Origin of the sequence: Streptomyces sp. NPDC006711, from assembly GCF_042869775.1 — a bacterium.
GTDB lineage: Bacteria > Actinomycetota > Actinomycetes > Streptomycetales > Streptomycetaceae > Streptomyces.
Window position 1 is genome coordinate 803,673 of record NZ_JBIAGO010000001.1, and the last position, 14,071, is coordinate 817,743.

The following is a 14,071-nucleotide window of genomic DNA, read 5'->3' on the forward strand; positions in this document are numbered from 1 at the left end:
CCATCCATCCGTCCCCGGCGTGAAATTTCTCAGGGAAATCACAGGAACGGGAAAGGCTGTTCTCACGGCCCCCTCACAGGGTGAGGCCATGACCGTTACCTCCTCGCCCCAGGGGCGGACCGAAATGCTCAGGCCGGACGGGAGCCCCGTCCGTGTGCTCGTCGTGGACGACGAGGCGCCGCTCAGCGAGCTGCTTTCCATGGCGCTGCGCTACGAAGGCTGGGAAGTGCGCAGCGCGGGCGACGGGACCGGTGCGGTGCGCGACGCCCGTGAGTTCCGGCCGGACGCCGTCGTCCTCGACATCATGCTGCCCGACATGGACGGTCTCGCCGTCCTCGGCCGGCTGCGCCGCGAACTCCCCGACGTGCCCGTGCTGTTCCTGACGGCCAAGGACTCCGTCGAGGACCGGATCGCCGGGCTCACGGCGGGCGGCGACGACTACGTCACCAAGCCGTTCAGCCTGGAGGAGGTCGTGGCCCGGCTGCGCGGCCTCATCCGCCGCTCGGGCACGGCGGCCCTGCGCAGCGAATCGGTGCTGACCGTCGGCGACCTCACCCTGGACGAGGACAGCCACGACGTGACCCGGGGCGGGGTCAACATCCACCTCACCGCGACCGAGTTCGAACTGCTCCGCTTCCTCATGCGCAATCCGCGCCGGGTGCTCAGCAAGGCGCAGATCCTGGACCGCGTCTGGTCCTACGACTTCGGCGGGCAGGCCAACGTGGTCGAGCTCTACATCTCCTACCTGCGGCGGAAGATCGACGCCGGGCGCTCGCCGATGATCCACACCCGGCGCGGCGCGGGGTATCTGATCAAGCCCGGGGAGTAGGGGCGCGGTGGGCGGGTTCCGGCGGCCCTGGTCGCTGCGCACCCGGCTCGTCGTGTCGGCGGTGGCGCTGCTCGCGGTCGTCGGCGCCGTCATCGGCACCGTGACGGTCCTCGCGATGGGTGCCAACCTCCAGCGTCAGCTGGACGACCAGCTCGCCGGCGCGCTCATGCCCGGGCGGATGGGCGGCCACGAGTCCCCGGACCCCGGCCCCCTCACCGGCACGGTCCCCAGCCACGTGGGCGGCGCCAGCACCACCGGCGCTGCGAACGGCACCGCCCCCGGTCACGCCACCGGCGCTGCGAATGGCACCGCCCCCGGCCACGCCACCGGCACCACCGCCGCGAACGGCACCGCCGCAGGCGTCACCCCCGTCGGCCGTATCGACTTCGTCGTGTCGCGGCCGGGGCAGCCCCTGCACGCCGTGGCGGCCGGGCCCGGGGGCGACGGGCGGATGACCGGCGCTCAGGCCGTCCGTCCGGAGCGCCAGGGCGAGGCCCGCAGCGCCGCGCTGTCCGCCGTTCAGACCCGCGCGCTCGCGGCCGTGCCCAAGGACCACGCGGTGCACTCCGTCTCGGTGCCCGGGCTCGGCGACTACCGGGCGATGTGGGATCCGGACGGCGGCTTCGTGCTGGGCTTCCCCACCGACGCCGTCGACTCCACCGTGCGCACCCTGCTCATCGTGGTGATCTGCGTGACCGCCGCCGGGCTCGTGGCGGCCGGGATCGCCGGGGCCGCGATCGTCGGGGTGGCCCTGCGGCCGCTGCGCCGGGTCGCCGCGACCGCGACCCGGGTCTCCGAACTCCCCCTGCACAGCGGCGAGGTGACCCTGTACGAACGCGTGCCGGGCGCCGAGGCGGACGCGCGGACCGAGGTCGGCCAGGTGGGCGCCGCGCTCAACCGGATGCTCGACCACGTGCACAAGGCGCTCAGCGCGCGGCAGGAGAGCGAGACGCGGGTGCGGCGGTTCGTCGCCGACGCCAGCCACGAGCTCAGGACTCCGCTCGCCTCCATCCGGGGTTACGCCGAGCTGACCCGGCGCGGACGTGAGGACATCGGGCCCGACACCCGGCACTCGCTCGGCCGCATCGAGTCGGAGGCGGCCCGTATGACGGGCCTGGTCGAGGACCTGCTGCTGCTCGCCCGTCTCGACGCCGGACGCCCGCTCTCGTATGAGAGCACTGCTCTCTCTTCGCTCGTCGTGGACGTGGTCGGTGACGCGCGGGCCGCCGGCCAGGGCCACATCTGGCAGCTCGACCTGCCCGCGGAGCCCGTCACCGTACGCGGCGACCCCGAGCGGCTTCAGCAGGTCCTGGTCAACCTGCTCGCCAACGCCCGTACGCACACCCCGCCGGGGACGACGGTGACCGCCCGGATCGAGCCGCGCGGGCCCTGGGTCCTCGTGGCCGTCGAGGACACCGGGCCCGGGATCCCCGCCGAGCTGCTTCCCCATGTCTTCGAGCGGTTCGCCCGCGGTGACGCCTCCCGTTCCCGCAACGCCGGGTCCACCGGTCTCGGCCTCGCCATCGTCCAGGCCGTCGTGGCCGCGCACGGCGGCCGGGTGAGCGTGCGCAGCGTCCCCGGCCGGACGGTGTTCGACGTCCTCCTGCCGACGTCCACCGCCACGCCGACGTCCACTGCCACGCCGGGCCACGCCGCCACGCCGACGCCCGCACCGACGTCCGCCGCCACGCCGGGCCATGACCCGACGCCGGGCAACGACCCCACGCCGACGTCCACCGCCACGCCGACGTCTATCGCCGCGCCGACGTCTATCGCCGCGCCGACGTCTATCGCCGCGCCGGGCCGCGCCGCCGCGCCCGGCCACGACCCCACGCCGTCGTCCGCCCCCACACCGGGCCCCGCCCCCGCCGCCACCCCGGGCCATCCCGTCGTCCCCGAATGACGTCTCACAGGCCCGGCACAGGCTGACCACACAGGTGTGACAGCGGGCCCCGCGAGGGTCGGCGCATGCGAACCGAACGTTCTGCCACGAGCGCCACGGCCGCGCCGCATGCGGGGGGCCCGGTGCGTCCGGCGGCCCTCCCGGCCCGCCGGCATCTGCCCGTCCAGCCGGCGGACGGCACGCCCGTACTCGACGTCACCGTCCCCGTCTACAACGAGGAACGGGACCTGGAGCGCTGTGTGCGGCGCCTCCACGACCACCTCGCGCGGACCTTCCCCTACCGCTTCCGGATCACGGTCGCCGACAACGCGAGCACCGACGCGACGCCCCGCATCGCCCGCCGGCTCGACGACGAGATCCCCGAAGTGCGCGCCGTGCGCCTTGAGGAGAAGGGGCGCGGGCGTGCGCTGCGCACCGTCTGGTCGGGGTCGGACGCGCCCGTGCTCGCGTACATGGACGTGGATCTGTCCACCGACCTCAACGCCCTGCTGCCGCTGGTCGCGCCGCTCATCTCGGGCCACTCCGACCTCGCCATCGGCTCCCGGCTCGCCCGTTCGTCGCGGGTGGTGCGCGGCGCCCGGCGGGAGTTCATCTCGCGTACGTACAACCTGATCCTTCGCGGGTCGCTCGCGGCGCGGTTCTCCGACGCCCAGTGCGGGTTCAAGGCGATACGCGGGGACGTGGCGCGCGGGCTGCTGCCGCTGGTCGAGGACACCGGGTGGTTCTTCGACACCGAGATGCTGGTGCTCGCCGAGCGCGCCGGGCTGCGGATCCACGAGGTGCCGGTGGACTGGGTCGACGACCCGGCCAGCAGCGTCCACATCGTCAGGACGGCGGTGGAGGACCTGAAGGGGGTGTGGCGGGTGGGGCGGGCGCTCGCGGTGGGCGCGCTGCCGCTCGACCGCCTCGCGCGCCCGTTCGGCGACGACCCCCGGGACCGGCGTCTCGCCGGAGTGCCGGGCGGCCTCGCCCGCCAGCTCGTCGGGTTCTGCGTGGTGGGCGCCCTCTCCACGCTCCTCTACCTCCTCCTGTACGCCGCCGCGCGTACGGTGGCCGGGCCCCAACTCGCCAACGCCACCGCCTTGTTGCTCTCCACGCTGGCCAACACCGCGGCCAACCGGCGGCTCACCTTCGGAGTGCGGGGCCGCGACCGCGCGGTACGCCACCAGGCGCAGGGCCTCGCGGTGTTCGCCATCGCACTCGCCCTGACCAGCGGCTCGCTCGCGGCGCTCGACGCCGCGCACGCGGGCGCCGCGCACTCCACCGAGGTGGCCGTCCTGGTCGCCGCGAACCTCGCCGCCACCGTCCTGCGCTTCCTGCTGCTGCGTGCCTGGGTCTTCCCCGACCGGACGCCGCCCCCCGCCGCCACGACCCCGCTCCACCCCGAACCGAAGGGCGACGCACGATGACCACGACCACCCCCCGGGCCACCCCGCACGCGGGCGGCGCCGACACCGGGTCGCCCCGGTCCGTGCCGGGCCGGCTCTGGCGCGGCCGCCCGGAAGACCCCGCCTGGGCGCGGCCCGCGCTGTACGCGCTGCTCCTCATCACCTGCGCCGGCTATCTGGTGAACCTCAGCGCCTCCGGGTACGCCAACTCCTTCTACTCGGCGGCGGTCCAGGCGGGCAGCCAGAGCTGGAAGGCGTTCTTCTTCGGCTCGCTCGACGCCGCGAACGCGATCACCGTGGACAAGCCGCCGGCCGCGCTGTGGCCGATGGCCCTTTCGGTCCGTCTCCTCGGTCTCGGCTCCTGGCAGATTCTGCTGCCGCAGGTCCTGATGGGCGTGGCGACCGTCGGCGTCCTGTACGCGGCCGTGCGGCGCCGGTTCACTCCGGCGGCGGGGCTGATCGCGGGCGCGGTGCTCGCCCTGACGCCGGTCGCCGCGCTGATGTTCCGCTTCAACAACCCCGACGCGCTGCTGGCGCTCCTGATGACGGTCACCGTCTACTGCGTGCTGCGTGCCCTGGAGGACGCGCGGACCAGGTGGCTGGTGTGGGCCGGGGCCGCGATCGGCCTCGCGTTCCTGACCAAGACGCTCCAAGCCTTCCTGATCCTGCCGCCCCTCGCCCTGCTGTACGCGGTGTGCGCGCCCACGTCCCTGCGCCGTCGCCTGGGTCAACTTGCCCTGGCCACGGGGGTGTTGGCCGTTGTGGGCGGCTGGTGGGTGGCGGTCGTGGAGCTGTGGCCCGCGTCGTCGCGCCCCTACATCGGTGGCTCGCAGCACAACTCGTTCCTTGAGCTCACCTTCGGCTACAACGGGCTCGGCCGGCTCAGCGGCGACGAAACGGGCAGCGTCGGAGGCGGCGGCGCGCGGCCCGGCGGCATGGAACTGCCGACGGGTCTGCGCCCCGGAGGCGGAGGCGGTGGGGGCGGCGGCTGGGGCGCGACGGGCATCGGCCGCATGTTCAACTCGGAGATCGGCGGCCAGATCTCCTGGCTGCTCCCCGCCGCCCTGCTGCTGCTCGTCGCCGGTCTCGTCGTCACGTGGAAGGCGCGCGGCGGGCCCGGGCGCACCGACACCGCGCGGGCCGCGTTCCTCGCCTGGGGCGGCGCGCTCCTGACCACCGCCGTGGTCTTCAGCTTCATGGCCGGGATCTTCCACCAGTACTACACGGTGGCCCTCGCGCCCTACATCGCGGCGCTGACCGGCATGGGCGTGACGGTCCTGTGGGAGGAGCGCTCGCGCATCTGGGCGGCGCTGGGGCTCGCGGTGACGGTCGCGGTCACGGCGGTCTGGGCGTACGCGCTCCTGGGCCGGACCCCGGATTACCTGCCCTGGCTGCGCTGGGCGGTGCTGGGGTGCGGGCTCGCGGCCGCGCTGGGTCTGGCGCTCGCGCGCAGGCTGCCGCGCCGGGTGGCGCTCGGGGTCGCGGGGGCGGGCCTCCTGGCGTCCCTCGCCGGGCCCGCCGCGTACACGGTGAGCACCCTCGGCACCGGGCACACGGGGTCGATCGTCACGGCGGGTCCCGCCGGAGCGAGCAGGGGCGGCGGGCCGGGAGGTGGTCCCGGTGGTGGCGGCCACGGTGGCGGCTTCGGGCGGTTCGGTGGCGGTCCGGGCCGGGGCGCGCCGGGGCAGGGGCAGGGCGTGCCGGGCGGCCAGGGGCAAGCGGCCGGCCAGGCGCAAGGGGCCGGTCCGGGGCGCGGCCCGGGTGCGCGCGGCGCCGGTGGCGGCGGCATGGGCGGGCTGCTCGACGGGGCCAAGGTGAGCGCCCAGGCCAAGGCGCTCGTGGAGAAGAACGCGGACCGGTACACATGGGCGGCGGCCGCCATCGGCTCGCAGAACGCCGCGAGCTACCAACTCGCCACGCAGAAGCCGGTGATGGCGATCGGCGGGTTCAACGGGAGCGACCCGTCACCGACCCTGACGCAGTTCCAGGCGTACGTGGCCCAGGGGAAAATTCACTACTTCGTCGCGAGCGGCGGCGGGATGATGGGCGGCGGCGGCCGGGCGTCGGGCAGTGCGATCAGCAGCTGGGTGGAGTCGTCGTTCCGGAAGGTGACGGCGGGCACCGCCACGTTCTACGACCTGACCTCGCCGGTACGCCGCTGAGGCGACGCCGGACGGGCTGGGGGGCGGGGTGCGGGTGGGCGCCGGACGCGCGGGGGCGCGGGGACGCGGGGACGCGGGGGCGCGGGTAAGCGGTCGTCCGTGCGCCCAGCCGCCCCCGACCCGCACCTGCCGGCTGCCCCGGCGCACCCGCTCGCCCCCTGCCCGCCGCCCCCGACCCGCACCTGCCGGCTGTCCCGGCCCGCACCCGTCCGCCATCCCCATCCGCCCCCTGCCCGCCGCCCCCGACCCGCGTCCGCCCGCCCCCACCTGCGAGGACTCCTCGCCGCCGCAATTCCCTTTACGGCGTAGAAGGGTTGCTATACGCTGTACAGCGACCACCTCATACAGCGTATAAGGACCAAGGGGGCCACCATGACGGCGGAGACGTCCCGGAACGCCGAGAACGCCCGGAGCACCGGAAACACCCGTGCCGACGCGGACACGTCGCCGAGCGTGCGGGGCACGGAATCAGCAGCCGGGGCGGTGAGCGACGGGCCTGCCGGGCACTCACCCGGGCATCCGCCGGGGGCCAGCCCGCACCCGCCGGAGGCCGGCCCGCACCCGCAGCGCTGGCTGATCCTCGGTGTCATCTGCGTGGCGCAGCTCGCCGTGCTGCTCGACAACACGGTCCTCAACGTCGCCATCCCCTCGCTCACCACCTCGCTGGGCGCGTCCACCGCCGACATCCAGTGGATGATCAACGCGTACTCGCTGGTCCAGTCGGGGCTGCTGCTCACGGCGGGCAGCGCGTCCGACCGCTACGGACGCAAGAAGATGCTCGCGGTGGGGCTCGCGCTCTTCGGCCTCGGCTCGCTCGCGGCCGGCCTCGCGCAGAACGCGGGGCAGCTCATCGCCGCCCGCGCGGGCATGGGCATCGGCGGGGCGCTGCTCATGACCACCACCCTCGCCGTCGTGGTGCAGATCTTCGACGACGCCTCACGGGTCAAGGCCATCGGCATCTGGGCGACGGTCAACTCGCTCGGCTTCGCGGCCGGCCCGCTGATCGGCGGCGTCATGCTGGACCACTTCTGGTGGGGTGCGATCTTCCTGGTCAACATCCCCGTCGCGGCCCTCGGCCTGGTCGCCGTGCTCGCGCTCGTACCGGAGTCCAAGAACCCGCAGGGCGACCGGCCCGACCTGCTCGGGGCGCTGCTCTCCACCATCGGCATGACCGGCGTCGTCTACGCGATCATCTCCGGCCCGGGCCACGGCTGGCTGTCGGGGCAGGTCCTGGTCCCGGCGGCGGTGGGCGCGGTGTTCCTTGCCGCGTTCGTCCGCTGGGAGCTGTCCATCGAGCATCCGATGCTGGACATGCACTTCTTCCGCAACCAGAGGTTCATCGGCGCGGTGGCCGGGTCGATCCTGGTCGCCTTCGGCATGGGCGGCTCGCTCTTCCTGCTCACCCAGCACCTCCAATTCGTGCTCGGCTACGGCCCGTTGGAGGCGGGTCTTCGCACCGCGCCGCTCGCGCTCAGCGTCGTCGCGCTGAACATGACGGGGGTCGGCGCGAAGCTGGTCACCGCGGTCGGCACCCCGCGCGCCATCGCCATCGGCATGAGCGCCAACGCGGCGGGGCTCGCCTCGATCGCGCTGCTCGGCGGGCACAACTACGGGGGCACGCTGCTCGGTCTCGTCGTGATGGGCGCGGGCATCGCGCTGTCCATGCCGGCCATGGCCAACGCCATCATGAGCGCGATCCCGCCGGAGAAGGCGGGGGTCGGCGCGGGGGTGAACGGGACGCTGGGGGAGTTCGGCAACGGGCTCGGTGTGGCGGTGCTCGGGGCCGTGCTCGGGTCGCGGTTCGCGGCGCTGGCGCCGGTGGCCGCCGCCTCGCTGCCGGCCGCGCTCGCCGCCGCCCACGGCGAGGCCGAACGGGGGCGGATCGCCGACGCGTTCGCCTCGGGGCTGGAGACCAGTCAGCTGGTCGGTGCGGTGGCGGTGCTCGCGGGCGGGCTGCTCGCGGCGGCCCTGCTGCACCGCGCCGAACGGGGCGCCGCCGTACCTGACCAGCCGGGCGGGTGCGCATAGCATCGTCGGGGGATGCGTACCCGAATTTCGGATATGACCCATCGGGGGGGCTCAGCGAACAGGCCCGAGGAGGACGGCGATGGTGTCGGCGGCGGACCGCGTGAAAACTGCGGCGCGTACCAGCGTGTGGCTCGGGAGCAAGGCGGCCCGCCGGGTGCGGCGTACGGAACCGGGCGAGGGCGGGCCGGCGCTCGACCGGGACCGGATCACCGCCGAGGCCGTGCGGCTGCTCGACGCCGAGGGCGCCGTGAAGTTCTCCATGCGGCGCCTGGCGGCCGAACTCGGGGTCACCGCGATGTCCCTGTACTGGTACGTCGACAACAAGGACGACCTCCTCGAACTCGCCCTCGACGCGGTGTTCGCGGAGATCGAACTGCCCGACCTGGCCGACGAGTCGGCCGACTGGCGCGATCAGCTCCGTACGGTCGTCGTGGGGTACCGCGCGATCTTCGTCCGCCACCCGTGGGCGTCGGCGCTGATCGGGCGCTACCTCAACATCGGCCCGCACTCGATGGCGTTCTCGCGGGCGGCCCAGCACATCCTGTCCCGCACGGGGCTGCCCGCGCACGGGCAGATGGGCGGGCTCGCCGCGGTGTTCCAGTTCGTGTACGGGTTCGGCACGATCGAGGGCACGTTCGTGCAGCGGTGCGCGGACGCGGGGCGCACGCAGGACGAGTTCTTCGAGGAGGCGATGGGGGCGCTGGCCGCCCAGCCGGAGTACCGGGACCAGTTCGCCGACGCGGCGTCGGTGATGGCGGCGCGGGGCGGCGAGACGGTGCAGGAGATGCGCCAGCGCGACTTCGACTTCGCGCTGTCACTCCTGATCGCGGGCATCGAAGCCCTGAGCGCCCCACCCCGCTCCTAGCGACCCGGGGGCGTGGAGACCGCGCGTCCTCGGGCGGCCACGGCCCACGCCCGGAGCCGGCGGGGTGAGCAGCGCCACTGGGCCCCGCCCGATCGGTCGCCGTCGCGCATCTAGACTGTGGGGCGCTCATGCCGTTCAGGTCATGACGCCTCCGCGCGCATCGTTCACGGAGCGCGGGTCTCGCTCTCCAAGGACGGTGTGATGCAACTCAGCGAACAGGTCGCGCCCATAACCCTGCCGACCCCGGGTCGGCCGGTCAGACGCCTTTACGTTCTGGACGGCCTGCGCGTCGTCGCCGCGCTCTCCGTGGTTCTGTTTCATTACACGGCCACCAATGATGCGTGGGGAAAGAACACGAAGGCTGTCTTCCCTCACCTTCATTCCTTTTCGCAGTACGGCTGGATCGGGGTCGAACTCTTCTTCCTGATCAGCGGTTTCGTCATCTGTATGAGCACCTGGGGGCGTTCTCTCGGGGACTTCGCGGTATCGCGCATCTCCCGGCTCTACCCCGGTTATTGGATCGCCGTTCTGGCGACGGCCGCCGTCCTCACACTGTGGCCCACATACCGCAGCGTCCAGAACTGGACCCAGGTGATGACCAACCTCACCATGCTTCAGCACGGCATGGGAGTCAGGGACATCGACGGTGCCTACTGGACGCTGTTCGCTGAGCTGAAATTCTATGTGCTCTTCGCGATCGTCGTCGCCCGCGGGGTGACCTACCGCGGATGTGTGCTGTTCTGCGCGGTGTGGACGCTGGCGGGCATCGTGGATTACACGGTCGACATCCCGGTGCTGGACATGTGGACCATGCCTCTCTACTCCCCCTACTTCGTGGCGGGAATAGCCTTCTACCTCATGTACCGCTTCAAGCCGACGGCGGTTCTGTGGGCCATCGTGGGGCTCTCGTTCTTCCTCGGTGAGCAGAACATGGCGAAGCGGGTGAAATTCAATGGCCCCTCCGAACACCATGTGGCGTCCGTGTGGCCGGCGCAGGTGCTGCTGGCCCTGTGCTTCCTGCTGATGGCCCTTGTCGCACTCCGGAAGCTCGACCGTGTGCAGTGGGGGTGGCTCACCACGGCGGGGGCCCTCACGTATCCCATGTACTTGCTCCACGAGAACATCGGCCTCACGTGCGTCGCGCTGCTGCGGGACCGCTACCCCGCCCATGTGCTCGTGGCGGTCCTCATCGTGGTGCTGGCGGTGCTTTCCTACCTGATGTACCGCTTGGGAGAGCGCCCCTTGGGCAAGTGGCTGCGAGGGGCGCTCCGTAAGGGCATGGACGAGATTCGCGAGAATTCCCCGGCCGTACGGGGACGATGACGTCCGCGTGACCGGGGTGCGGGCTCAGGCCGTGGGGAGGGTTTCGCCCTGGACTGTCTGGATGTCCAGTTCGACCTTCAGCGTCGTGCCGATCGCCGAGATCCCCGCCTGCACCACCTGGTTGTAGCGCATCGCGAAGTCCTCCCGGCGCAGCTCCGCCGTCGCCCGGTACGCCGCCCGCATCCCGCCCCACGGGTCAGGACCCGTACCCAGGTACGAGAGGTCGAGGTCCACCTCGCGGACCACGCCGTGCAGGGCGAGTTCACCCCGTACCGTCCAGCGGTCGGGTCCGGCCGGGGCCAGGTCCGTGCTGCGGTAAGTGATCTCGGGGAAGCGCTCGACGTCCAGGAAGTCCGGCGACTTCAGATGCCCGTCCCGCATCGCGTTGCCCGTGTCGATGGAGGCTGCCCCGATCACCGCCTCGACCCGCGACTTCTCCAGGTCCTCCGCGATCTCGACGCGCCCGCCGAACACCCCGAACCGCCCGTGCACGCTGGAGATGCCCAGGTGCTGGGCGACCGCGCCGACCGAGGAGTGCACCGGGTCGATCGTCCAGGGCCCCGGCGGCGGCAGCTCCACGCCGCCCTGCCGGGCCAGGACCACGGTGCCCACCGCGGCCCGCCCGCTCGCCGTCACCAGCGCCGTGGAGGCGGCCGGTGCGTAGCCGACGGCCGTCACGATCACCGTGTACGGGCCGGGCGCGAGCGCCACGTCCGCCGCCACCGAGCCGTCCTCCGCCGCGGCGGCCCGCAGCACCTGCGTGCCCGTCATGTCGGTCATCGTCACCACGGCGTGCGAGATCGCCCAGCCGTCGCGCGTGCGTACCTGTGCCCGCAGTCCCATCCCGTTTTCTCTCCTCAAGTGCGAACGGGCCCGTGTGCGCGGGCCCCGTGCGAAAGGGCGGGCCCCGGGGGCGGGACGGCGGGCCGTCCCCTGCCCGCCGCCCCTTCCCCGGGGCCCCTTTCCACGCCGGGCGCGCCGTCGCCTCCGCTCGGAACGGCGGCGCGCCCGGTGGTCAACTACTCGCCCGGGTGGGCGAGTTCGATGTCGTGGCCGTCCACGCCTCGGCCGGCCACGGTGAGCGTTCCGGCCACCGGCGGGTAGCCGGTCGCGATCAGCGTGTACTCGCCGGAGTTCAGGTCGGCGAAGGCGTACGCGCCGTCGTCGCCCGTCGTCGCGCCGGCGACCACGTTGCCGGCGGCGTCGAGCAGGGTGACCCGGGCGTCGGCCAGCGGACGCCGGTCGGCGCCGCCGCGTACCGTGCCCTGGACCAGAGCGCCGGCCTGGAGGGCGGCCTCGATCCGGGTCACGCCGTGTCCGGAGATCTCCACCGGCAGCGCGAGCGGCCGGAAGCCGTCCGCGTTGACCGCCACGGTGACCTGCCCGGGCACGAGTTCACCGAAGGTGAAGTCGCCCGCCGCGCCGGACTTGCCGGTGGCGAGCAGGTCGCCGCGCACATCGGTCACGATCACCATCGCGCCCTCGACGGGAGCCCCGCTCTCCGCCGCCTTCACCGCGCCGACCAGGCCGCTGGTGCCGGACAGGAGGATGTCGTACGCCAGCGCCTCGGTGCCTACGACGATGGTGGAGGCCTGCGGCTGGAAGCCGTCGGCCGCCGCGATCAGGACGTAGCTGCCGGCGCCGGGAGCCGCGAGCAGATACCCGCCGTCGGCCCCGGCCACCGCGCGGCCGAGCTGACTGCCGCCGAGCGAGATCAGCGTGACGGCCGCGGAGGCGACGGGCGCCCCCTCGGCCGCGCGGACCGTGCCGCGCACCGGGACGCCGTCCAGGACGGGGGCGGTCACCGTGTCCGCCACCGCGGCCTCGACCGGCGCCGGCGCGGGAGCCTGGGCCCCGACGGTGGCCGGAGCCGGGGCGGCGGCGGCCGTGTTCTGCGCCTTCTCGGGCTCGGGTCCGCCCACCGCACGGGTACGCAACGGGATCTCCTTGATGAACAGCGTGATCAGGAACGCGAGCAGCGCGCAGGGCGCCGCGTACAGGAACACATCGCCGACCCCGTGTCCGTACGCGCTCTCGATCACGGTGCGGATCGGCGCGGGCAGCTTGTCCAGGTCCGGGATGGTGCCCGAGCCGCCGGAGCTCTTGGCGGCGGCCGCGCCCTGCGGACCGAGCGCGGTGAGACCGTCGGTGACGTAGTGGGTGACCCGGTTGGCCATGACCGCGCCGAGCGCCGAGACGCCGACCGCGCCACCGAGGGAGCGGAAGAAGACGACGACGGAGGAGGCCGAGCCGAGGTCGGCGGGCGAGACCTGGTTCTGGGTGCACAGGACCAGGTTCTGCATCATCATGCCGATGCCGAGGCCCATCAGCGCCATGAAGATCGCGAGGTGCCAGTACGGGGTGTCGTAGCGCATCGTGCCGAGCAGACCGAGGCCCGCCGTCACCAGGACGCCGCCGCTGACCAGCCACGCCTTCCACTTGCCCGTCTTGGTGATGACCTGGCCCGAGACAGTGGACGCGATGAACAGTCCGCCGATCATCGGGATCGTCATGACACCGGACATCGTCGGCGACTTGCCGCGCGCCAGCTGGAAGTACTGCGAGAAGAAGACCGTGCCGGCGAACATCGCGACGCCCACGAAGAGCGAGGCGAGCGAGGCGAGCGTGATGGTGCGGTTGCGGAACAGGCGCAGCGGGATGATCGGTTCGCTGGCCCTGGACTCGGCGAACACGAACAGCGCGCCGAGCGCGATCGAGCCGCCGACCATCGCGTACGTCTGCCACGAGATCCAGTCGTACTTGTTGCCCGCGAAGGTCACCCAGACCAGGAGCAGCGAGACCGCCGCGCTGATCAGGAAGGCGCCGGTCCAGTCGACCTTGACGTCCCGCTTCACCACGGGGAGCTTCAGGGTCTTCTGGAGCACGATCAGGGCGATGACCGCGAAGGGCACGCCGACGTAGAAGCACCAGCGCCAGCCGAGCCAGCTGGTGTCCGTGATCATGCCGCCGAGCAGCGGGCCGCCGACCGTCGCGACCGCGAACGTGGCGCCCAGGTAACCGCTGTAACGGCCCCGCTCACGCGGGGAGATCATGGCGGCCATGATGATCTGGGCGAGCGCGGAGAGACCGCCGACGCCGACGCCCTGCACGATCCGGCAGGCGATGAGCATGCCCGAGCTCTGCGAGAGCCCGGCCACGATCGAGCCGGACACGTAGATGACCAGGGCTATCTGGACCAGCAGCTTCTTGCTGAACAGGTCGGAGAGCTTGCCCCAGAGCGGGGTGGTGGCGGTCATCGCGAGCAGCGAGGCCGTCACGACCCAGGTGTACGCGGACTGGCCGCCGCCCAGGTCGCTGATGATGTGCGGCAGTGCGTTGGAGACGATCGTCGAGGACAGGATGGCGACGAACATGCCGAGCAGCAGCCCGGACAGCGCCTCCATGATCTGCCGGTGAGACATCGGCGCGCCACTGTCGGCGGGCGCGTGCCCCCCGTGCTTGGCGTGGCCGCCCCGCACACCGGCTGGTGTGGTCGAAGCCATGAAATTCCTTTTCCTGTACGTCTGTTGGCGGGTGTACGGGTCTTGCCGCTGAGCTCTGCCGGCTCTGCCG

General features: G+C 72.8%; 9 protein-coding genes. 7 read left to right on the forward strand and 2 right to left on the reverse strand.

Annotation, left to right across the window (positions count from 1 at the left end):
- The first annotated feature begins 88 nt into the window (after positions 1-88).
- From ACFYM2_RS03530 to ACFYM2_RS03560, 7 genes are all read left to right on the forward strand, one after another.
- Positions 89-829, forward strand: coding sequence for a response regulator transcription factor (locus ACFYM2_RS03530; RefSeq protein ID WP_350231586.1), 741 nt, complete (start codon positions 89-91; stop codon positions 827-829).
- A gap of 7 nt (positions 830-836) precedes the next feature.
- On the forward strand, positions 837-2,732 hold the full coding sequence (locus ACFYM2_RS03535; RefSeq protein ID WP_388832929.1) for an ATP-binding protein: 1,896 nt from the start codon (positions 837-839) through the stop codon (positions 2,730-2,732).
- 65 nt (positions 2,733-2,797) lie between these two features.
- Positions 2,798-4,141, forward strand: coding sequence for a glycosyltransferase (locus ACFYM2_RS03540; protein ID WP_388457705.1), 1,344 nt, complete (start codon positions 2,798-2,800; stop codon positions 4,139-4,141).
- On the forward strand, positions 4,138-6,282 hold the full coding sequence (locus tag ACFYM2_RS03545; RefSeq protein WP_388832932.1) for an ArnT family glycosyltransferase: 2,145 nt from the start codon (positions 4,138-4,140) through the stop codon (positions 6,280-6,282). Before ACFYM2_RS03540 ends, ACFYM2_RS03545 begins: the two co-directional genes overlap by 4 nt.
- 372 nt (positions 6,283-6,654) lie before the next feature.
- Positions 6,655-8,310 carry an MFS transporter gene (locus ACFYM2_RS03550; RefSeq protein WP_388832935.1) on the forward strand — a complete coding sequence of 552 codons (1,656 nt, stop codon included), beginning with the start codon at positions 6,655-6,657 and terminating at the stop codon, positions 8,308-8,310.
- A 79-nt stretch (positions 8,311-8,389) separates the two neighbouring features.
- Positions 8,390-9,175: a TetR/AcrR family transcriptional regulator C-terminal domain-containing protein gene (locus tag ACFYM2_RS03555; RefSeq protein WP_358998074.1), complete on the forward strand. Its 786-nt coding sequence runs from the start codon at positions 8,390-8,392 to the stop codon at positions 9,173-9,175.
- Between the two features lie 201 nt (positions 9,176-9,376).
- On the forward strand, positions 9,377-10,498 hold the full coding sequence (locus ACFYM2_RS03560; RefSeq protein WP_358998076.1) for an acyltransferase: 1,122 nt from the start codon (positions 9,377-9,379) through the stop codon (positions 10,496-10,498).
- Between the two features lie 24 nt (positions 10,499-10,522).
- Here ACFYM2_RS03560 and ACFYM2_RS03565 read toward each other — a convergent pair whose 3' ends face one another.
- Both ACFYM2_RS03565 and ACFYM2_RS03570 read right to left on the reverse strand, forming a co-directional pair.
- Entirely contained in the window at positions 10,523-11,341 is an 819-nt protein-coding gene (locus ACFYM2_RS03565) for a YceI family protein (protein ID WP_388457713.1), read from the reverse strand.
- Positions 11,342-11,517: 176 nt separating this feature from the next.
- Positions 11,518-14,001 (reverse strand): MFS transporter, encoded by a 2,484-nt coding sequence (locus tag ACFYM2_RS03570; RefSeq protein ID WP_388832940.1) that lies wholly within the window; start codon positions 13,999-14,001, stop codon positions 11,518-11,520.
- Positions 14,002-14,071 lie beyond the last annotated feature (70 nt).

Excerpts from the sequence above, each read along its gene's own strand:
- ACFYM2_RS03530 (WP_350231586.1), top strand. The coding sequence starts at position 89 with ATGACCGTTACCTCCTCGCCCCAGGGGCGGACCGAAATGCTCAGGCCG.
- ACFYM2_RS03540 (WP_388457705.1), top strand. The coding sequence starts at position 2,798 with ATGCGAACCGAACGTTCTGCCACGAGCGCCACGGCCGCGCCGCATGCG.
- ACFYM2_RS03545 (WP_388832932.1), top strand. The coding sequence starts at position 4,138 with ATGACCACGACCACCCCCCGGGCCACCCCGCACGCGGGCGGCGCCGAC.
- ACFYM2_RS03550 (WP_388832935.1), top strand. The coding sequence starts at position 6,655 with ATGACGGCGGAGACGTCCCGGAACGCCGAGAACGCCCGGAGCACCGGA.
- ACFYM2_RS03555 (WP_358998074.1), top strand. The coding sequence starts at position 8,390 with ATGGTGTCGGCGGCGGACCGCGTGAAAACTGCGGCGCGTACCAGCGTG.
- ACFYM2_RS03560 (WP_358998076.1), top strand. The coding sequence starts at position 9,377 with ATGCAACTCAGCGAACAGGTCGCGCCCATAACCCTGCCGACCCCGGGT.
- ACFYM2_RS03565 (WP_388457713.1), bottom strand. The coding sequence starts at position 11,341 with ATGGGACTGCGGGCACAGGTACGCACGCGCGACGGCTGGGCGATCTCG.
- ACFYM2_RS03570 (WP_388832940.1), bottom strand. The coding sequence starts at position 14,001 with ATGGCTTCGACCACACCAGCCGGTGTGCGGGGCGGCCACGCCAAGCAC.